This window comes from Kitasatospora sp. NPDC004723 (assembly GCF_040609255.1).
In the GTDB taxonomy this organism is placed as follows: domain Bacteria; phylum Actinomycetota; class Actinomycetes; order Streptomycetales; family Streptomycetaceae; genus Kitasatospora.
In genome coordinates this window covers 1-20,479 of the sequence record NZ_JBEXJT010000023.1, presented here as the reverse complement: position 1 = coordinate 20,479, position 20,479 = coordinate 1, and the positions used below count along the sequence as shown (strand labels likewise).

Annotated in this window: 16 protein-coding genes; 9 read left to right on the top strand and 7 right to left on the bottom strand. The window is 72.4% G+C overall.

What is annotated here, in order from left to right; genetic code table 11:
- Positions 1-4 precede the first annotated feature (4 nt).
- From ABZW10_RS21870 to ABZW10_RS21850, 5 genes are all read right to left on the bottom strand, one after another.
- A complete protein-coding gene (locus ABZW10_RS21870) occupies positions 5-1,300 on the bottom strand; it encodes a 6-phospho-beta-glucosidase (RefSeq protein WP_355368395.1) in 1,296 nt (431 codons plus the stop codon).
- A complete protein-coding gene (locus tag ABZW10_RS21865; protein WP_355368392.1) occupies positions 1,300-2,223 on the bottom strand; it encodes a carbohydrate ABC transporter permease in 924 nt (307 codons plus the stop codon). Before ABZW10_RS21865 ends, ABZW10_RS21870 begins: the two co-directional genes overlap by 1 nt.
- Before the next feature lie 15 nt (positions 2,224-2,238).
- Positions 2,239-3,237 (bottom strand): sugar ABC transporter permease, encoded by a 999-nt coding sequence (locus ABZW10_RS21860; RefSeq protein WP_355368389.1) that lies wholly within the window; start codon positions 3,235-3,237, stop codon positions 2,239-2,241.
- A gap of 39 nt (positions 3,238-3,276) precedes the next feature.
- The gene (locus ABZW10_RS21855) at positions 3,277-4,638 is read right to left on the bottom strand and encodes an ABC transporter substrate-binding protein (RefSeq protein WP_355368386.1); all 1,362 of its coding nucleotides are present in this window, start codon (positions 4,636-4,638) and stop codon (positions 3,277-3,279) included.
- A 136-nt stretch (positions 4,639-4,774) separates the two neighbouring features.
- Positions 4,775-5,965, bottom strand: coding sequence for an ROK family transcriptional regulator (locus tag ABZW10_RS21850; protein WP_355368383.1), 1,191 nt, complete (start codon positions 5,963-5,965; stop codon positions 4,775-4,777).
- A gap of 854 nt (positions 5,966-6,819) precedes the next feature.
- Here ABZW10_RS21850 and ABZW10_RS21845 point away from each other — a divergent pair.
- From ABZW10_RS21845 to ABZW10_RS21820, 6 genes are all read left to right on the top strand, one after another.
- Complete coding sequence (locus ABZW10_RS21845; protein ID WP_355368380.1) at positions 6,820-7,047, top strand: hypothetical protein; 228 nt, start codon at positions 6,820-6,822, stop codon at positions 7,045-7,047.
- A gap of 43 nt (positions 7,048-7,090) precedes the next feature.
- Positions 7,091-7,543 (top strand): DUF6879 family protein, encoded by a 453-nt coding sequence (locus ABZW10_RS21840; protein WP_355368377.1) that lies wholly within the window; start codon positions 7,091-7,093, stop codon positions 7,541-7,543.
- The gene (locus tag ABZW10_RS21835; protein WP_355368611.1) at positions 7,540-8,391 is read left to right on the top strand and encodes a helix-turn-helix transcriptional regulator; all 852 of its coding nucleotides are present in this window, start codon (positions 7,540-7,542) and stop codon (positions 8,389-8,391) included. The genes ABZW10_RS21840 and ABZW10_RS21835 overlap by 4 nt, the downstream gene beginning before the upstream one ends.
- Before the next feature lie 200 nt (positions 8,392-8,591).
- A complete protein-coding gene (locus ABZW10_RS21830; protein ID WP_355368374.1) occupies positions 8,592-8,768 on the top strand; it encodes a hypothetical protein in 177 nt (58 codons plus the stop codon).
- 113 nt (positions 8,769-8,881) lie between these two features.
- Positions 8,882-9,808, top strand: coding sequence for a hypothetical protein (locus tag ABZW10_RS21825; RefSeq protein WP_355368371.1), 927 nt, complete (start codon positions 8,882-8,884; stop codon positions 9,806-9,808).
- Positions 9,809-9,844: 36 nt separating this feature from the next.
- Positions 9,845-11,059, top strand: a complete 1,215-nt coding sequence (locus ABZW10_RS21820) for a tetratricopeptide repeat protein (RefSeq protein WP_355368368.1) — start codon at positions 9,845-9,847, stop codon at positions 11,057-11,059.
- Between the two features lie 93 nt (positions 11,060-11,152).
- On the opposite strand, the gene ABZW10_RS21815 is transcribed toward ABZW10_RS21820, so the two are convergent.
- Complete coding sequence (locus ABZW10_RS21815; RefSeq protein WP_355368365.1) at positions 11,153-12,364, bottom strand: mechanosensitive ion channel family protein; 1,212 nt, start codon at positions 12,362-12,364, stop codon at positions 11,153-11,155.
- Positions 12,365-12,800: 436 nt separating this feature from the next.
- Here ABZW10_RS21815 and ABZW10_RS21810 point away from each other — a divergent pair, with 436 nt between their 5' ends.
- Entirely contained in the window at positions 12,801-13,445 is a 645-nt protein-coding gene (locus tag ABZW10_RS21810) for an HNH endonuclease (RefSeq protein ID WP_355368362.1), read from the top strand.
- A gap of 99 nt (positions 13,446-13,544) precedes the next feature.
- Here ABZW10_RS21810 and ABZW10_RS21805 read toward each other — a convergent pair whose 3' ends face one another.
- Positions 13,545-17,627, bottom strand: a complete 4,083-nt coding sequence (locus ABZW10_RS21805) for a beta-N-acetylglucosaminidase domain-containing protein (RefSeq protein ID WP_355368359.1) — start codon at positions 17,625-17,627, stop codon at positions 13,545-13,547.
- A 376-nt stretch (positions 17,628-18,003) separates the two neighbouring features.
- On the opposite strand from ABZW10_RS21805, the gene malQ reads away from it, so the two are divergent.
- Both malQ and ABZW10_RS21795 read left to right on the top strand, forming a co-directional pair.
- Positions 18,004-20,094, top strand: coding sequence for a 4-alpha-glucanotransferase (gene malQ / locus ABZW10_RS21800; protein ID WP_355368609.1), 2,091 nt, complete (start codon positions 18,004-18,006; stop codon positions 20,092-20,094).
- A 9-nt stretch (positions 20,095-20,103) separates the two neighbouring features.
- Positions 20,104-20,334: a hypothetical protein gene (locus tag ABZW10_RS21795; protein ID WP_355368356.1), complete on the top strand. Its 231-nt coding sequence runs from the start codon at positions 20,104-20,106 to the stop codon at positions 20,332-20,334.
- The last annotated feature ends 145 nt before the right edge of the window (positions 20,335-20,479 follow it).

Sequence of the window (20,479 nt, the reverse complement as noted above, 5' to 3'; positions counted from 1 at the left end):
TCCGTCAGGCACGCGCCCATGCGAGGTGCTCGCGGTTGTGGGCGAGCAGCCGGTCCGTCAGCTGGTCGGCGAGTTCGATCTGGCCGACCAGCGGGTGGGCGAGCAGGGCGTCGAAGACCCGGTCGCGCCCGCCGCGCAGGGCGGCGTCCAGGGCGAGGTGCTCGTACGCGGTGACGGCGGCGACCAGGCCGGCGTACAGCGGCTCCAGCGGGCGCTGCGGCAGCGGGCGCACGCCCGCCGCGTCGACCTCGGCCGGCACCTCGATCACGGCGTCGTCCGGAAGGAAGGGCAGCACGCCGTCGTTGCGGGTGTTGACCACCTGCACGGAGGTGCCGCCGCCGGTGCCGAGCAGCGCCGCGATCAGCTGCACCGCCGCCTCGGAGTAGAACGCGCCGCCGCGCTTGGCGAGCAGCTCCGGCTTGGTGTCGAGTGCCGGGTCGGCGTACATCTCCAGCAGCCGCCGCTCGATCTCGGCGACCTCGGCGGCCCGCGAGCCCTTGGACCTCAGCTCCTGCACCACCAGGTCGTGCTGGTAGAAGTACCGCAGGTAGTAGGAGGGCACGACGCCGAGCCGCTCGATCACCGGCTGCGGCAGGTGCAGGTCCTCGGCGATCTCCTTGCCGAAGCCGGAGAGCAGCTCGGGCAGCACCTCGCGGCCGCCGGCCGCGCCGGGGGCGTCGAGCAGGGTGACCCCGCGCTCCCAGGTGAGGTGGTTGAGGCCGACGTGGTCGAGCCGGATCAGCTCCGGGTCGACGCCCAGGTGCTTGGCGAAGCGCCGCTGGAAGCCGATGGCGACGTTGCACAGGCCGACGGCCTTGTGGCCGGCGCTCTGCAGGGCCCGGGTGACGATGCCGACCGGGTTGGTGAAGTCGACGATCCAGGCGTCGGGGTTGGCGCGCCGGACCGTCTCGGCGATGTCGAGCACCACCGGCACGGTGCGCAGCGCCTTGGCGAGGCCGCCGGCGCCGGTGGTCTCCTGGCCGACGCAGCCGCACTCCAGCGGCCAGGTCTCGTCCTGGTTGCGGGCCGCCTGCCCGCCGACCCGCAGCTGCAGCAGCACCGCGTCGGCGTCGGCGACGCCCGCCGCGACGTCGGTGGTGGTGGTGACGACCGCGCCGTGGCCCTGCTTGGCGAAGATCCGCCGGGCCAGCCCGCCGATCAGCTCCAGCCGCTCGGCGGCCGGGTCGATCAGGACGAGCTCGGCGATCGGCAGCGTGTCGCGCAGCCGGGCGAAGCCGTCGATCAGCTCCGGGGTGTACGTCGAACCGCCGCCAACGATGGCCAGCTTGAGTGCGGACATCAGCCCTTGACCCCTGTCAGTGTCACGCCTTCGATGAAGGCCTTCTGTGCGAAGAAGAAGAGGACGATCACCGGGGCCATCACCAGGAGGGTGGCGGCCATGGTGAGGTTCCAGTTGGTGTGGTGGGCGCCCTTGAAGGACTCCAGGCCGTAGGAGAGGGTCCAGGCGTCGTGGTTGTTGCTGGCGTAGATCTGCGGGCCGAAGTAGTCGTTCCAGCAGTAGAAGAACTGGAACAGCGCGACGGCCGCGATGGCCGGCTTGGCCATCGGCAGCACCACCCGCAGCAGGGTGCGCAGGTCGCCGCAGCCGTCGATCCGGGCCGCCTCGATGTACTCCTTGGGGATGGTCATCAGGAACTGCCGCAGCAGGAAGATCGAGAAGGCGTCACCGAAGGCCATCGGGATGATCAGCGGCCAGAGCGAGCCGCCCAGGCCCAGCTGCTTGGCCCAGAACAGGTACATCGGGATGATGGTGACCTGCGGCGGCAGCATCATCATCGCGATGACCGCCATCAGGGCCAGGTTGCGGCCGCGGAAGCGGAACTTGGCGAGCGCGTAGGCGACCGGCAGGCTGGAGACGATGGTCAGCACGGTGCCGAGGCCCGCGTACAGCAGGGTGTTGCGCCACCAGGTGAGGAAGCCGGGGGTGTTCCAGACCTTGCCGTAGTTGCCCCAGTTCCAGGAGGTGGGCCAGTAGTCGGTGGTGAGCGCCTGGCTGTCCGACATCACCGAGGTCAGGAAGGCGAAGACGAACGGCAGCAGGAAGAACAGGCCGGCGGCGACGGCCAGCGAGTGCACGGCCACCCAGTTGAGCAGGGCGCGGCGGCGGGCGGTGCGGGCGGCGGTGGTGGCCGGGCCGCGCGAGGGGCCCCGGCCGGTCCGCCTGCCGGGCGCCTCGGCGGGGAGGGTCGAGCTGAGAGTCATGGTTTCGTGTCCCCGCTAGTCGTCGTTGGCCATGAAGCCGGACCGGCGGCGCAGCAGCACCGAGGTGACGGCCATCGAGATGACGAACAGCACCAGGGCGACGACGCACGCCGCACCGTAGTTGAAGCGCTGGAAGCCGAGGTTGTAGACCATCTGCGGCAGGGTCCAGGTGGAGCCGGACGGGTAGCCGGGCTCGAACTGCTGGCCGGAGTTGCCCGCGTTGCCGCCGGCGACCTTCGCGGCGACGATCGCCTGCGTGTAGTACTGCATGGTCTGGATGACCCCGGTGACCACCGCGAACATGATGATCGGCGAGATGTTCGGCAGGGTGACGTACCGGAACCGCTGGAACGGGCCGGCGCCGTCGAGTTCGGCGGCCTCGTACTGCTCCCGCGGGACGTCCAGCAGGGATGCCATGAAGATGACCATCAGGTCGCCGACGCCCCACATGGCGAGCAGGGTGAGCGCGGGCTTGGACCAGTCCGGGTCGGCGAACCAGCCGGGCTGCGGCAGCCCGATCTCGCCGAGGAAGTGGTTGACCGGGCCGGTGCCGGGGTTGAGCAGGAAGGCGAAGGCGACCGTGGCGGCCACCGGCGGGGCCAGGTAGGGCAGGTAGAAGGCGGTGCGGAAGAAGCCCACGCCGCTCTTGATCTTGGTGATCAGCAGCCCGATGCCGAGGCCGAACGCCACCCGCAGGCTCACCATGATGACCACCAGCCACAGGGTGTTGCGCAGGCCCTGCCAGAACGCCGGGAGGTCGTTGAAGACGTAGTCCCAGTTCTTCAGACCGCTGAAGACGGGCGAGCCGAAGCCGTTGTACTTGGTGAACGAGAAGTAGATGGTCGAGATCAGCGGGTACAGGAAGAAGACGCTGAAGCCGATCAGCCAGGGGGAGAGGAAGGCCAGGTTGCGGGCCGCCGCCCGGCGGCGCTTCCGGCGCAGCTGCTGCTGCACGGGAGGCGCCGCCGGGGCGGTCGCTCCGGCCCCCTTGCGGGTGGCGGACGCGAGTGACATGGGTGCTCCGTGGACGGGCCGGACGCGCGGGGGAGGCCGCTACTTGGCCTGGGCGATGGCGGCGTCGATCTCCTTGGCGGTGGCGGCGAGGCCGGCCGCGAGGTCGCCCTGCTTGCCCGACTCGTAGTCGTAGCCGAGGTTCTGCAGCGAGACGATGTAACCGCCGCCGTTGACGACCGCCGGCGTGGTGCCGGAGTGCGCGTTCTTCGCGATGTTCACGAAGGTCTTGAAGTTCTCGTCGGCGATCAGCTTCGGCGACTCCAGCGCGGCGAGGGTGCTCGGCACGTTGTGGATCGCGTTGGCGAAGGAGACCACCGCGTCGGTGTCGGTGGTCAGGAACTTGACGAACTCCCAGGCGGCGGCCTGCTTCTTGCTGGTGCTGGCGATGCCGACGATGGTGCCGGTCTGGTAGCCGCGGCCGTAGGTGTCGGCCTGGTCGTCCGGCACCGGGAACGGCGCGGTGGCCCAGTCGATGTCCGGCTTGTCGGTGGCGAGCGAGGCGGTGCGCCACTCGCCGTCGATGGCCATCGCGACCTGGCCGGTGTTGAAGGGGTTCTTGGCGCTGAACTCCTCGCCGAAGGTGGAGCGGAACTTGTCCAGCTTGTCGTAGCCGCCGAGCTGGTCGACCAGGCCCTTCTGCCACTTCATCATCGCGGCGACCTTGGGGTCGGTGGCGATGGTGGACTTGCCGGAGCCGTCGAAGTAGGTCGGGCCGTACTGGCCGAGGAAGTGCTCGGTGGTCGACTCGTAGCCGTGGTAGAGCGGCATGAAGCCGAGCTGCTTGTAGCCGTCGCCCTCGGCGACGGTGAGCTTCTTGGCGGCCTCGGTGAACTCGCTGAAGGTCTTCGGCGCGGAGGTGATGCCGGCGTCGGCGAAGGCCTTCTTGTTGTAGTACAGGCCGAAGGCGTCGCCGAGCAGCGGCAGCGAGCACTGGTTGCCCTGGAACTGCGTGTAGTCGAGCATCGCGGCCGGGAAGGTCTTGGCGGCGTCGATGCCGTCCTTGGCCAGCAGCGGCTTGAGGTCGATGAAGGCCTTGGTCGAGCAGAACATGCCGACGTTGTTGGTGGTGAACGAGGAGACCACGTCGGGGGCGTCGTCGCCGCCGGCCCGCAGCGACTGGTTGACCTTGTCGTCGGCGATGTTGCCGACGGCCTTCACCTTGATGTTGGGGTGGGCCTTCTCGAAGGCGGCGATGTTGTCGTTGATCGCCTTCACCTCGGAGTCCTGGCTCCAGCCGTGCCAGAAGGTGATGGTGACGTCCTTGCCGCCGGCCGAGTCGTCGCTGCCGGAGCCGTCGCTGCTGCCGGTGCAGGCGGTGGCGAGCAGGGCGAGGACGGCGCTGCCGGCCACGGCGGCGACGGTGCGGCGGCCTCTGCGGGAGTGGGAGGTGGTGGAGTGCACTTCGAGGTCCTCCTGGGGCTGCGCGGGCAGGCGTCATTGCCTCGGGATCCCGCGTTCGGGGGTAGGGGAGAGGTGGGTGCAGGGCGTGCGGTGGAGCGTCGGGCTGCGGGGGAGCGCGGTGCGGTGCGTCGGTGCGTCAGTGTGTGGAGAAGACCGCCTCACGGGCGGCCGTCAGCGCGCGTTCCAGCGCGCCGAGCAGGACGGGCGAGCCGGTCAGCGCGCTGCCGCGCACCTCGGGCCGGGCGGCCGCGATCCGGGCCAGTTCCTCGGCGACCAGGGCCCGCAGCCGTTCGCCGCCCGCGTTCGGCACCCCGCCGGAGACCACCACGAGCCGGGGGTCGACGACGGCGACGATCACGGCCAGTCCGACGGCCAGCCGGGCGGCCAGCTCGGCGAGGAACGCGTCGCCCGCGCCCGGGGTGTCCAGCGCCCGGGCGACCGACTCCTCGGCGGTCGGCGCACCGAGCCCGTGCACCTTGGCCAGGGCCCGGACGGCGGGGGCGCCGACCAGTTCCTGGAACCCGCCGGAGTTGCGGCGGCGGACGTCCTTGACCACCGGAGCGCCCGGCACCGGCATGTAGCCGACCTCCCCGGCGCCGCCGGTGAAGCCGCGGTGCAGCCGGCCGGCGATTACGATCGCCGCGCCGATGCCCTCGCCGGCCCAGAGCAGGACGAAGTCCTCGAACCCGCGGGCCGCGCCGGAGGACTGCTCGGCGACGGCGGCGAGGTTCACGTCGTTCTCGATCGTCACCGGCGCGCCGATCGCCGCGGCCAGGCCCTCGGCCAGCCGCGGGGCGTGCCAGCCGGGCAGGTGGGAGGCGTAGCGCAGCTTGCCGGTGACCGGGTCCGGCGCGCCGCCGACGCCGATCACCACGGTGTGCAGGGCACCCTCGGCGAGGCCGGCCGCGCGCGCCGTCCCGGCGACCGCCGCGGTGACCCGGGGCACCGTCTCGGCCGCCGCCCAGCCCTTGGTGGGGACGACGTGCTCGGCGAGCGTGGTGCCGGTGATGTCGGCGACCGCGACCCGGACGTGGCTGTTGGTGACGTCCAGTCCGGCGACGTAACCGGCGGCCGGGTTCACCTGGTACAGCTGCGCGTTGGGGCCCGGGCCGCCGGCCGTGGTGCCCACCGGCAGCACCAGCCCGGCCGCCTCCAGGCGGGACAGCAGCTGGGAGGCGGTGGGCTTGGAGAGCCCGGTCAGGGTGCCGATCTGGGTGCGGGACAGCGGCCCGTTCTCCAGCAGGAGTTCGAGGGCGGCGCGGTCGTTGATGGCCCGCAGCAGGCTGGGGGTGCCGGCGAGGGGGGACTTGGCGGTGTTCCTGGTCACGCGAAGATCCTCCCTCCCCTGGTCGGCCGACGGCTCGTGGCGAACTGTTAGGAAACTTTCCAGTCGCTTCGGGACAGGACCGTACGGGCCCCGTCAGCGGGGTGTCAATGGTCCTTACACCGGAGGATGCCGACTCGTTACCGGCCCGCAGGCGGCCCCGCACCGGCCGACCTCGAAAAGAGAACTTCATGAGAAATGAGAGAAGGCGGATTGGTGATGCGGTCTCTCGATTCATCGAGGGGCCGCATCACCAACTGGAGAGAGGCTGCCTCCTCGGCCGAGGAGGCAGCCTCTCTGAAGAAGGGTCAGACCTTGCCGCAGGATCTGTCGCCCGTCGCCGCTTCGGCCGGGCCGAAGCGGCGACGGAATTCCGGCGCAGGCGAGACGGCCGAAGGGGCAGCGTGCGGGACTTGCTCGCACACCCGCATGCCGCCCGTCTCCCGGGCGCACACCGGAAACAGCTCGCCGCCGCCATGGCCGCCGCAGGACTGGGAGTTCCTCCTTGACCTTGATCCCGGCCTCGTCCAGCGCCGCCTTGACCCGCTGGCGCAGCGCCCGTGCCACGCTCGGCTATCGGAGTTGTGGGAGTGCTCCCATATGGCCCGACCTGCCATCGCAGCGACAGGTGGGCGACCCGGCCGCCAACGGCCGGGCCGCCCTGTATCAGGGGGAGCAAAAGATTGACGCGCACCGGGCGGACCCGCGTCCAAGATCCGGGCCCGCCGTACAGGAAGGCGAGTTCGACCATCTGACAGGGCAGCTCAAGCAAGTTCAAGCAAGTTCATGGTGCGAGTGGCGACTTGCACGGCAAGATCGCTCAAGGCGATCGGCTCCGACCTGCTAGGAGGCTCACCGTGGCACTGCACAAGCTCGGACAAGATCCCGACAGCCCCGAAGGCAAGTCCCCGACGGTCTACTTCGACGACGTGACGGGCAACTACGTCCTCCAGGGCTGGAAGGTGCTCGACCCGGAACGTCTGGCGCAGATGGACATTCCCGGGCACGAGACCGTGATCGAATTCCCCAGGCGAATGATGCGGTTCTTCCCGGAGGTGAACGGTGGCAGCAGTCCCATCGCTTGAGGATCTGCTGCAGACCTGTACCCGCTCAGCTCTCCATCTGGAGATGCGCGATGGCTACATGCGGGACGACCCGCTGTTCCTCCGTTGGCTCAGCGGACAGCGCGACGACCCTGCCGACCGCTCCTCGTGGTGGAGCCCCTGGTTGCAGCTCATCGAGGAGACCACGAGCCGCGGCGTTGAGGTGCGGCGCGCGCGGGTCGTCTCGGAACCGGTAAGCGAGTACATCCGGTTCGAGCACGAGGTCACGTTCCGGAACGTCGCCTCCGGTGAGCAGGTCAGGTGGCTTCCCCGGCGGCAGGCGACCGGCCTGGCGCTCCCGGGCAACGACTTCTGGCTGATCGACGGCCAGGTTCTCCTGGTCCATCACTTCAGCGGTGACGGCGACTTCGTGGACGACGAACTCGACACCGATCACCGGACGGTGAAGCTCTGCGCCACCGCATTCGAGGCCGTCTGGGAACGGGCGGTCCCGCACGAGGACTTCCGGCTGCGCTGATCGTGTCCGCGTCGTCCAGCGTTCAGCAAGCCAAGCAGTCCCTGGGCCAGCGTCTGCGCGATATCCGGCGAGACTCCGGACTCAGTGCGCGGGCGCTGGCCGAAGCTGCTGGGTGGCATGAATCGAAATGCTCCAAGATCCAGAGCGGCCGAGTGATGCCCTCAGAAGCGGACCTACGCGCCTGGACGGCCATCTGCGGCGTCCCGGATCAGGCGGCAGACCTCATCGCGACGGCCCGGAACATCGAGGGAATGTACGTTGAGTGGCGGCGCCTTGAGCGCGTCGGCCTCAAGCGGGCGCAGGAGTCCGTACGCCCCCTCTTCGAGCGCACGCGGCGATTCCGGATGTACCAGTCGTGGGTCATCCCCGGCCTGCTCCAGACGGCGGCCTACACGCGCGCAGTGCTGAGCACGATCGTTTCGTTGCGCAGCACTCCCGACGATGTCGACGACGCTGTTGCCGTGCGAATGGAGCGGCAGAAGGTGCTGTACACGGGAGACCATCGGTTCGCCATCCTGATCGAGGAGTGGGTGCTGCGGACCGTCATCGGCACTCCGGACATCCTGGTCGGTCAGCTCGGCCATCTCATCACCGTCGGCTCCCTCCCGTCGGTGAGTCTTGGGGTGATTCCCCTCGGTTCGGCCAGAGGCGCCGGCTGGCCGGTTGAGTCCTTCACCGTCTACGACGATGCGCAGGTGAACGTCGAGCTCGTCTCCGCCCACCTCACCATCAATCAGCCGGCCGAGATCTCCGAATACGGCCAGGCATTCTCCGAGCTGGCCAGCATCGCTGTCTACGGTGCTGAGGCGAGATCGCTCATCACTGGAGCCATCAACGCACTCGGGTGAATGCGAGCAAGCTCAAGCAAGTTCGTCGACCGTGCCCCCCGTCGTTTCCTACCGTCTCCAAACGACCCGAGCTGCCGCCCGAGTGCAGGCCGCCCATGATCTCCCGGCCCGACGGAAGGGCCTTCCGCCGGGCCGGGCCGCACCGCCACCACTGCTCGTCCACTCCCGGGCGAGCAGAGCCAGCCCGATTGGAGAGGCACGTGAGCGACACCACCAACCAGTCCGGTGACCCGCAGGTCACCAACCTGACCCGCCGCTTGGACCACTCGGTCCCGGACGGCGACTTCGCCCCGGCGACGTCCGTCGAGTCCCTGACCCGCCGCCTGGACCACTGGGTCCCGGACGGCGACTTCGCCCCGGTGGAGACCGAGGTCTGACCGCAGTTCCGAACTGAAGCCGGTTGGTTGCCGGCATGGCGGGTCGGCTCCGTGATCATCCGAGCGGACCCGCCGCTCGGCGGCGCACACACCCCGATCAAGGAGAGTCCGCATTGAAGACCACCATCGCCACCCGCGTCCCCGCCGGCTCCTTCTTCGACCTCGGCCGGAAGGACCCGGATCTGATCCACCTGCGCGAGGAAGGCGCGGAAAGTGCTCTGCCGTTCGTCCTGATGGAGCGCCTCGTCAAGTCCGGTACCCCTTACGCGGAGCACGCCCGGTCCCTGCGCAGCAACAATGTGTCCGTGGCCGGGGTGAGCTTCGACTGGTTCGACTCCGAGCTTCCCGGCGAGATCGCTGACGAGATCAATCTGGCGGACTACGAGATCATCGAGCATACCGACGAGCGCCGCGAGGCGCTGACCCGGGCACTGGACCGCCTGTCGCTGGTCCACCCCGAGGGGTTCGCCCGCATGCGCGAATTCGTCCGTGGGCTCCTGTGGGTGGGCCTCAAGTCCGGCGTCCGCACCTCCTCGCTGACCAGCTCCAGCGACCCGGCGCTCCCGTACGTCATCGTGTTCTCCGAGAAGGCGCGGCACCACATCCCGCCGAACACCGTCAGCGAGCAGCCGTCCTCCCTCTTCCTGGCAGAGAACCTGCTGCACGAGGGGACGCACCAGTCGATCAGCTTCCACATCCTCCAGAACCAGGTCTTCGCCGACGGATACTCGTCCCAGACCTCGCCCAAGATCGAAATTGCGTGGCGCGCCGCGCAGGGAGTGGCCCGCAACCAGTTCTGGGAGATTGACCGGGCCTTCCACGCGACCTGCGTCTACAACCAACTGTTGCGGTTCCGCCAGACCGAACTGAACCGCGACGATCTGACGCCCAACGAGCGCGCGAGCTTGCAGTCCGCCTACGACGAGGGCCTGCCGGCCGTCCGCTACCTCATGCGCGAACTCGAACTCCTGCGTCAGCACTTCTCCCCCCACGGGGCGGAGCTACTGGCGGACCTGCGTCACCAGACCGACCAGCTGTAGCACCCACTGAGCAGAACTGAACGAGGGAAGGGTCACGTGCTCCAGCACCTCATCACACAGGACGACAACCTGCGGATGGTCCCCACCGATCGGAACGAGCTGACCAGCGCGGTCGGGCACCTCCATGAGGAACTATGGGCCCTGCCCGAGGAGACCGACCCCGGTCGTACTCGGGTCCTCGCCAGGTGGATCGGTATCGGCCAGATGTGCCTGGGCCACCACGATGAAGCGCGTATGTTCCTCCGGCAGTCGCTCGACCTGGCCGAAGCCAGCGGCAACACCCGGGCGGTCGTCGCCACCGGGCTCAACCTCGGGGACGCCCACCGCTACGCCGGTGACGTACAGACCGCGGACGCGCTTTACCGCAGCGCGTTGAACACCGCGCGAAGCCGGCACCCGGAACTCGTCGACTTCGCCCTCCAGCACACCGGCAAGCACCTGATGGAACGCGGCGACCACGCGGAGGCCCGGACTCTTCTGCAAGAGGCCCTCAGGCTGCGGATCGCCAAGGGGAACACCGAGCTGGTCGAGTCCACGCAGGACGCACTCGTCCGGGTCGAGCTGCTGCTCGGCGAGGCACCGAGTGAGTGGAGCCGTAGGTGGACCGGATGGCTCCAGGCCTGCACCACGGTCCGGGCGCCGGCCCGGTGGGCAGGGGACTTCCCTGTTCTCCGGGACGCTATGCGCGAGCTCACTACACACCAACGTGTAAGCCCGCGCCACCTGCGTGATCAGTCATTTCCCGTCGAGCTGATCGCCGCCATGGCGGAGGAGGCCGAGAAGGCCGTAACCGCTGACGGATACCTCCACAACGGCAAGTGGAACGCGGCCGTCGGCGACGCCGCGAACCGGTTCGCCGCACAGGTCGATCTCGCCGCAGTCGTAGCACGGTCCACCGGCCTGGAGGTCGGGCAGCCGCACACCGGCGTCTACATCGGCTACGAGGAAGGGCAGTTCCTCGACTTCCACCTCGACGAGTCCGGCTTCGGTGAGGCCAACCTGATCCTCTGCCTCAAGCGCGCTCGCGTCACCGGTGCGCCCACGGTGAGCACCACGGTGTTCATCAACGCCAACGGCTATCTCGAATGCGATCTCGGCAAGGGTGACTGTGTCGTATTCGACGGCGCGCTCACGCCGCACGGCCGGACGCCGCTCGGTGCCGGAGAGAGCGTCACCCTCATCAGTTTCGGCTTCCGCGCACGTGATCGGGCTCTTCGCACGCTCACGAACCTCCCGTCGGTGCCCCGGTAGGGAAGGTGCATTCGGGCGATCCGGTACCCGTACAACGCGAAGGCCCCGTCTCCGAGTGGCGCGGAGACGGGGCCGGTGAGCGGTGAACGAAGGTCAGGGCGCCTTGGCGGTGTCGTCGGCCGGGCGGACCGGGGCCGGTATCGGCGTCGCGGCCTTGTAGCCCGCCGAGGAGGGGTCCGACAGCGCGGACGGCGGGGCTGCGTCGGTGCCCGGGACCGCGGCGGTGGCCAGCACGGTCGCGGCGGTGGTGGTCCCGGTGCCGGCAGCCGCGGCGGCGGCGAGCGGGACCTCCTCCTTGACCTTGATGCCAGCCTCGTCGAGCACCCGCTTGACCCGCTGGCGCAGCGCCCGCGCCACACTCAGCGACTTGCCGGGGGCGGTCCGCGCCTCGATCCGCAGCACCACCGAGTCCGCCGCGACCGACTCCACGCCGAGGATCTTGAACGGCGCCCAGACCAGCTCGTCGTACGGCGCCTCCTTGGCCATCGCCTCGGCGGTCTCCGTGATCAGCGCCTCGACCCGCTCCAGGTCCTCCTTGTAGCCGACCTGGACGTCCACCGAGGCGGTCGACCAGCCCTGGCTCATGTTGGCGATCCGCTTCACCTCGCCGTTGCGGATGTACCAGATCTCGCCGCCCGCGCCGCGCAGCTTGGTCACCCGCAGGCCGACCTCCAGCACCGTGCCGGTGGCCACCCCGGTGTCGATCTCGTCGCCGACGCCGTACTGGTCCTCCATGATCATGAAGACCCCGGAGAGGAAGTCGGTGACCAGGTTGCGGGCGCCGAAACCGATCGCCACACCGGCCACACCGGCGCTCGCCAGCAGCGGCGCCAGGTTCATCCCGAGCGCCGACAGCACCATCAGCGCCGCCGTGCCCAGGATCGTGAACGAGGCGACGCTGCGCAGCACCGAGCCGATCGCCTCCGCGCGCTGCCGGCGCCGCTCGGGGTTGACCACCCCGGTGTTGGCCAGCAGTCCGCCGAGGCGGCTCGGCTCCTCCTCGCCCTCGTCCGGGAGCATCCGGGTGATCAGCTGGGTGATCACCTTGCGCACCATCGCCCGCAGCACCAGGGCCAGCACGATGATGAAGACGATCCGGATCCCGCTCGCGAGCCAGTCCTGCCAGTGCTCGTCGAACCAGCCGGCGGCCTGCCGGGTGGTGTCGGAGACCTCCTGCGCGCTCGTCGGGATTCTCAGGTCGAGCGGCGACTGCGGGGCCGTGGGAGTCGGGGACGGGACGGGCGTCGAGGCCGGCGTCGTGGCGGACGCGTCGGCGAGGAGGCCGGCGGCACCGGACCGGAACACGTGCGGGACCTTCCTGCTGGGGTCGTGGCACGGCCCGCCGACACCGGGCACACCCGGGTGGCACGCCCCATGGCCTGCGGACCGTCCGCACTACCCTAGCCGCCGCCCGGCCCGCACCTTGACACGCCGATCGGCTGTCCGGAGGGCGTGCGAATCCGCGCGAACGCCCCGTTCGAGCGCCTGCGCGCCGTTTTCCGCACTGCTCCGACCGGCCCAGCGCCACCCCACCGGGGTACCGGCGTGCAACCCGCTCCTCCCCCGGGCATACCGGGTATGACAGAAGCCACACCCGGAGTTCACGTCAGGTCCGTTACACAGGAGTGGTGGCGCCGCACGAAGGCGTAAGGCGACACTGGGGGAGATCACGCACCCGTTGCGCGATCCAACCGCTCGTCCCGGCGCGAGCCACGCGCCGCAGGCGTCCAAGGAGGCATCCGTGCCGCATGTCCTGGTCCTCAACGCGTCGTACGAGCCACTCGGCGTCGTATCGATGCGCCGCGCGCTCATCCTCGTCCTCAACCACAAGGCGGTCAGCCTGGAGGACTCGGGTGTCACTCTGCACAGCGCAACCAGCGCCCTTCCGGCGCCGTCCGTCGTCCGTCTGACCCGCTTCGTGCGGGTCCCGTTCTGCGGGCCCGTCCCGCTCACCCGCCGGGCGCTGTTCGCCCGCGACCACGGCCGATGCGTCTACTGCGGGGCCGCCGCCACCAGCGTCGACCACGTCATCCCGCGCAGCCGGGGAGGCCAGCACCGGTGGGACAACGTGGTGGCGGCCTGCCGCCGCTGCAACCACACCAAGGCCGACCGCCACCTCACCGAACTCGGCTGGCGGATGAAGCGACCACCGGCGCCGCCGACCGGACTGGCCTGGCGGATCATCGGCACCGGCATCAAGGACCCGCGCTGGCGGCCCTACCTGGAGCCGTACGGCGGCGGCGACCAGCTGCGCGCCCCGCAGTGGGGCGAGTACGAACACCACGACCATACCGACGCCGTCCACCCCGTGCCGCTCGGCCGGGCACATGCCGGCCACCCCGCACCCGTCCGCCGCGGCGAGCAGCCCGAACCGCTCTCCGCCTGACCTCCGCACCACAAGGGCTTGCCCGTCAAACCATCGGTACGCCTCATGGGCCGCCGCGCACCCCAGCCGGGGAGCGCGGCGGCCCGCCGTTGAGGCCCGTTACGGCTGCTTGGACGGGGTGCCGCTCGGGCCGGGCGTCGGGCCGGCCGGGGTGCCGCTCGGGGCGGCGGAGGGCGTCGGCACGGCCGGCGGGGCGGTCGGCGCCGGGCCGCCGGCCTGGCCGCCCGACTGCTGCCCGCCGCCCGGGGTCCCGGTCGGCGGCGTCACCGGAACCGTCGGCAACGGGACGACCGGCAGGGGCACGGACGGCGGCACCGCCCCGCCCGCACCGGCGACGGCGTACAGCTCGATGCCCCACAGCGAGTAGCCGTACTTGGTGCCCCGGGCCACGCCCTGCATCCGCAGGAACTTGGCGCCCGGCGCGTCGAACCGCACCGTCTCGTTGCCGCCCGCGCCGTTGTCCACCGTCGCGACCGTGGTCCAGGAACGGCCGTCCGCCGAGGCCTGGAGCTTGTACGACGCGGCGTACGCGGTCTGCCAGTGCAGCACCGCCGAGCCCAGGTGGGTGGGCTGCGGCAGCTCCAGCTGCACCCAGGCGTCGTCGGCGGGCGGCGAGGACCAGCGGCTCTTCGGGTCCTGGTCGGCGACCGCCGCGGCCGGGAAGCCCGCCGTCTCGTCGGCCGACGAGGTGGCGTGCGCGGTGATCGCCAGGTCCGGGCCGCCGGTCGGCGGCACCACGTGCACCTGGAGCACCTGGCGGACGGTGGTCTGCCCGGCCACGAACACCACCGGCACCTGGTACGTCCCCGTCGGCGTCTCCGGCCCGGCGGTCACCATCAGCGGCACGCCGACCTTCCCGCCGCGCGGCACGCTCACCCCGGTGACCGGCGCCACGGTCAGCCCCTTGGCGACCGCCGGCACCTCGGTGCGCAGCTCCCCGGTGACACCCTCCGGCCGCCCGGCCTCGACGACCGCCCGGGCCTGCACCGGCTCGGCCTCCCCGGTCACCGCGTCCACCGAGGCGTCGGTCAGGCTCAGCCGGGCCGCCGGGGCGTCCGCGTACCAGGGGATCACCTGGTTGACCACGGGCGGCTCCCCGCCCGGCTTCCAGGCCAGCCGGAACGCGTCGGCGGGCAGACCGCCGGCCGACAGCTCGTTCCAGCCCGGCTGCACCGTGCCGATCTCCGTCCAGGAGCCGTCCGGGTGGCGCACCGAGACGGTGGCCGAGGCCCGGACGCCCGGATCGGTGAGGACGGTGAGCCGGTCCAGCGGCCGGGCGGCGCCCAGCTCGACGGTGAGCGGCTCGTCCAGCGCGGTCGGCGCGGTGGCCGCCCGGTAGGCGGTGTCCGGGTTGCCGTCCAGCACCGCGGCGGCCGACGAGCCGGGCAGCGCGGCCGGACCGCCGCTGACATTGGCCGGCAGCTCGTCCGGCGCGGTCACCGAGAACTCGCGCACCGCGACCGCGGTCTTCTGCGCGGCCGTGGCCCGCAGCCGGAGCGCCCGGACGACCGTCCCGGCCGGCAGCTGCGCCGAGACCGACTTCTGGTTCTTCACCGAGGCCAGCTTCTTCCAGCCGCCCTCGCCGGTGGAGTACTCCAGCACGCCGTCGCGGATGTAGTCGTCGTTCGCGCTCGGGCCGTCCGGACCGCTGCCCCAGGAGCCCATCAGCACGGTCACGCTGCCCACCGGACGCCCGCCGCCGAGGTCCAGGCCCACCGAGTCGCCCGCCTGGGGCGGCGCCGAACTCCAGTAGAAGGTGTCCGCGAGGCCGTCGGCCATCAGCGCCGGCAGGTGGTCGCTCGCGGAGCCCAGCGTGGTGGTCGCGGTGATGCCGCCGCCCTGCACACCGGCCCAGGTGTCGGCGGCGCGCAGCGCGCGTTCCAGGAACGGGCCGAGCACGCCCGCGCCGACCGTCGCCGGGCTCTGGCCCAGCTGCTCGCGCAGCTTGGTCAGCTCCACCCGGGCCTTCCAGGCGGCCCCGCCGTCCCCGCCGCGCTGCGCCAGCAGCATGTCCAGGGCGGCGTTCCCGCCGAGGCCGTAGTCGCGCAGCGGCGCCAGCCAGGACGCGGCCTCGGTGGCCAGCTGGGCGGTCGCCGGGGCGGCGGCCAGGGTCTGCTGGGCGCCCGCCATCGCGGTGAACGCCTCCCGCAGGGGGGCGGCCGCCTCGATCAGCCTGGCCAGGTCGGGCGCGGTGCCTGAGGTCGGCTCGGCGGTGGCCCAGAACCGGTCCAGCAGCGGCAGCAGGTAGCCGGACTCCTGCTTGGCCAGCGGCGAGGAGACGCTGTTCCCGGCCAGCGCGGTGACCGCCGGCAGGGTCTCCCCGGTGGGCGTCGCCGTCGCGCCGGTCGGGCCGGCCAGCGACCGCAGCGCCGCCCGCCAGGAGTCCTCCGGCTTGTAGGCGACCGGGTTCCAGGCGAAGTCCCCGGCCGTGGCGAGCGCGATCCGGGAGGCGACCGGCTGCTGCATCGCGCCGGTCAGCATGACGGCCGAGCGCGTGGCCACCTCGGAGTCGCGGCCGGTGTAGGCGCCGAGGAAGAGCCGGTCCGGGGTGGCGTCGTTGACCGGGTAGTTGTCCACCGTGACCAGCGGGTGCCGGTACAGCTCCGAGGTGTCGCCGATCTGCGTGCCGGTGATCCGCTCCGGGATCACCCCGACCCCGCTCCAGGCCACCTGGACGGCCGTCGGCAGCGCGTCGGCCAGCGTCGTGCGGTACGGGGTGGCGCCCTGCTGGTGGTACTCGGTGGGGACCACCGACAGCGGCGCCAGGCCCGGGTTCGCGGTGATCAGCCGGTCCTGCACCTTGGCGATCAGCTCGGCCTGCGCCTTGGCGGCGGCGGCCGGGCCGGTGCCGTACCTGGCCCGGTCGTCGGAGCAGTGCCACTCGTCGTAGGAGACGTCCAGGAACTGCAGCTGGAACGCGGTGAAGCCGAGCCCGCGCAGCCCGTCCAGCTTGGCGACCAGCGCGTCCGCGTCCTTGCCGGAGCTGTAGCAGAACGACTGCCCGGGGTCGATCGCGTAGCCGAGCGCGACGTGGTTGCGCGTGGCGCGGTCCGCCAGCGCGCGCAGGTCGTCGGCCTTCGCCCGCGGGTAGGCGTCCCGCCAGCGGGAGGTGCGGTACGGGTCGTCGCCCGGGGCGTAGAGGTAGAGGTTCTGCTTGGAGCGGCCGAGGAAGTCCAGCTGGTCCAACCGCTGCTGCTGGGTCCACGGAGTGCCGTAGAACGCCTCGGCGGTGCCGCGCACCGGGGAGCCGGAGGGCCAGTCGCGCAGCGTGATCCCGGGCAGGCCGAGACCGGCCGCGCCCGGCGCCTGGCCCTGCTCGGCCGGGACGGCGGCCAGCAGCTGGCGCAGCGACTGCGCCGCGTAGAAGGTGCCGGCCGCGTCGGCACCGGCCAGGACGACCGCGCCGTAGCTGCCGCCGCCGGCCACCGGCAGCTGACCGGCCGCCAGCACGTAGCCCCCGGTCGGCATTCCGGCGGTGCTCGGCGCCGTGCCCTCCTTGCCGCCGGCCGCCGCCGTGAGCTCGCGCAGGATCCGGTCGGTCTCGCCGCCCGCGCCCTCGCCGGGGCCGCCGACGTACACCACCAGCGAGCCGGCGACCGGCGCGGCGGGCGGCGGCAGCGGGGTCACGGCCGCCGCCCCGGCGACACCCAGCACCTCGTGCACCGCGGCGACCGCGCCGCGGTCCGCCCGGGGCGCGGCGACCAGGGCGACGGAGCCCGGCACGGTGACCGGCTTGCCGGCCACCCGCTGCTCCTGCGGGCGGGGGAAGACCTGGGGGTCGCTCACGCTGCCGAGCGGGGTCTGCGGCGCGCTGCTCACCACGTCCGGCCCGGGGGCGAACCCGGGGACCCGCGCGTACGCGGCCGGTCCGCTCACCAGCAGGCCGCCGACCACGGCCGCCGCCGACAGGGTGGCCGCCACCTGGAGGGTGCGCCGGCTCGGCGCCCCGGGACGGGCGGCCAGCTCGCGCTCGACCCGCACGGAGCGGAGCAGCGGTTCGGTGCCCTTGAGGTCCGCGATCAGCCGGTCCGCCGTCCTGGGCGCGAGTTGACGGCACGTCCGCGCGGTGGCCCGCCGTGCCGCGAGGGCGGCGGGGTGCTGGAGCACCTCGCGCAGCGACGGGCTCTGCTCCAGTTGCTGACGGAGCCGCCGCCCGGCCACCTCGGACACTCGGGCTTGCACAGGAGCCTCCTCGCCAGGCCGGAACCACATCGCGCCAAAGCCCACCAGCTACGTTTCCCGGTGTCAACGCCGTCGACGGGTATGCCGACTTTGTCCGATTTACGTCGGACTTAAGGCCTCTTTAAAGAGGGCCCTCCGCCCTCCCGGACCGCTCCCCTCCGCCGTCTCCCACCCCTTCGGCCGCGTGTGTCCACCGGGTCACCGGGCCGTCACCCGGGTAGGACTGTGGCTGTCCTGACTGGGCGTTGCCGAGACATCGCAGGAGCCGCGAGTGGCCGCTTATCTCGACCGTGACGGAGCCGACGGCCTGGACGTGCCGGCGCAGGACGCGCCGCCGCCCCCGCCCGAGCTGGTGGCCCTGGCGCAGGCCCACGGGGTGGACACCCGCTGCGGCCCCGGCGGCGTGCCGGCCGGCGCCCGCACCCTGGTCGCCGTGCTCGCCGCGCTCGGCGTGGACGCCGCCGCCCCCGAGGCCGCCCGCGCGGCGCTCGCCCGGCACCGGGCCGAGCAGCGCGCCCGCCTGCTGCCCCCCACCGTGGTGGCCCGGGCCGGCCGCCGCACCGCGCTCGACCTGCCCGCCGACACCCGGCTCGCCGTCGCCCTGGAGCAGGGCGGCCGATGGGAGCTGCCGCGCGGCCACGCCCACTGGCTGCCCGCCGACCTCCCTCCCGGCCGGCACACCCTGCACGCCGACCTCCCCGGCCGCCCCGCCGCCACCGCCCACCTGATCGTCGCCCCCGACCGCCTGCCCGCCCTCCCCGGCCGGAGCTGGGGCTTCCTCGCCCAGCTCTACTCCGTCCTCTCCGACCGCTCCTGGGGCATGGGCGACCTCGCCGACCTCGCCGACCTCGCCACCTGGGCGGGCTCGCTGGGCGCCGGCTTCCTCCAGATCAACCCGCTGCACGCCGCCCTGCCCGCCGTCCCCTCCGACCCGTCCCCCTACCGCCCCTCCTCCCGCCGCTTCGCCGACCCGGTCCACCTGCGGGTCGAGGAGGTCCCCGAGTACGCCTACCTGACCGGAGCCCCGCGCGCCGAGGCGGACGAGCTGCTGGCCCGCGCCGCCCGGCTGCGCTCCGAGGTGCTGGAGCACGACGGCCTGATCGACCGCGACGAGGTGTGGGCCCTCAAGCGCCGCGCCCTGGAGCTGCTGCACGCCGAGTACCGGCGCCACGCGGCCCGGCACGGCGCCGTCCGCACCGCCGCGTTCGACGCCTACCGGGAGCGCGAGGGCGAGTGGCTGGAGCGGTACGCGGTCTGGAACGCGCTGGCCGAACGGCACGGCGCCGACCACCACCACTGGCCGAAGGGCCTGCGCCACCCCGGCTCCCCGCACGTCCGGCAGCAGGCCGTCGAGCTCGCCGACCGGGTCGACCTGCACCGATGGCTGGCCTGGCAGACCGACCGCCAGCTCGACCGGGCCCAGCGGGCCGCCCGCACCGCCGGAATGCCGCTCGGCCTGGTGCACGACCTCGCGGTCGGCGTCCACCCGGACGGCGCCGACGCCTGGGCGCTGCAGGACGTCCTGGCCACCGGCATCTCGGTCGGCGCGCCCCCGGACGCCTTCAACGCGCACGGCCAGGACTGGGGCCTGCCGCCCTGGCGCCCGGACGCGCTGGCCGCCGCCGGCTACGCGCCGTTCGCCGAACTGATCCGCTCGGCCGCCCGGCACGCCGGCGCGCTGCGCATCGACCACGTGATGGGCCTCTTCCGGCTCTGGTGGGTGCCGGCCGGGCACGCCCCGACCGAGGGCGTGTACGTCCGCTACGACGCCGAGGCGATGCTCGCCGTGCTCGCCCTGGAGGCGCACCGGGCCGGCGCCGCGGTGATCGGCGAGGACCTCGGCACCGTGGAGCCCGGCGTCCGTGAGGAGCTGGCGGAGCGCGGAGTGCTCGGCACCTCCGTGCTCTGGTTCGAGCGGGACTGGCAGGCCGGGGGCGGGATCCTGCCGCCGCCGCGGTGGCGCGCGGGCAGCCTCGCCACCCTGACCACCCACGACCTGCCGTCCACCGCCGCCCGGCTCTCCGGCGAGCACGTGGAGCTGCGCCACCGGCTGGGCCTGCTGGCCCGCCCGCTGGCCGAGGAGCAGGCGCAGGCCGCCGCCGAGCTGGCCGACTGGCGGGCCGAGCTGGTCCGGCTGGGCCTGCTGGGCGCGGACGAGCCGCTGTCGGCCCTCGCGCTGCACCGCTTCCTGGCCGCCACCCCGGCCGGACTGGTCGGCGTCTGGCTGCCGGACGTGGTCGGCGACCCGCGCCCGCAGAACCTCCCGGGCACCTGGGACCAGTACCCGAACTGGCGCCTGCCGGTCGCCGACGGCTCCGGGACACCGGTCACCCTGGACGCCCTGGCCGCGGCCCCGGACGTCCGCGTCCTCGCGGACCTGCTGCGCCCGGTGGGCGCCGGGCGGGGAATCGCCGGACATGCCCCAAAGGCCGACCCCGCCGAGCGGCCCGGCGTAAGTGACGGGTAAGTTGGCATCGTGGACAAGAGGAACGCTTTGCGAGCCGGCGCGGTCACCGCAACGGTCACGCTGATGATGCTGCTGTCGTCGCCCGCCATGGCCCTCACCCGGGACGACGGCGACGACCCGGGTAGCGGCCTGAGCGTCGCCCAGACCCTCGGCCTTTACGTGCTGATCCCGATCGCGGCCTTCGTGATCATCGGCGGCCTGGCCGCGCTGCCGTTCGGCGACAAGGACAAGAAGAAGTAGCCGGGCGGCTCCTTCCTCCACCCACGAGCGCACAGACCCCGAGGGGGCGCCGGGCCCCGGGCCGGGCCCCCCCGCCCCGGTCCGCCCCCCCCCCCACCGCGGCGGGGGGGGGGGGGGGGGGGCGGCCGGGGAACCGCGCCCCGGG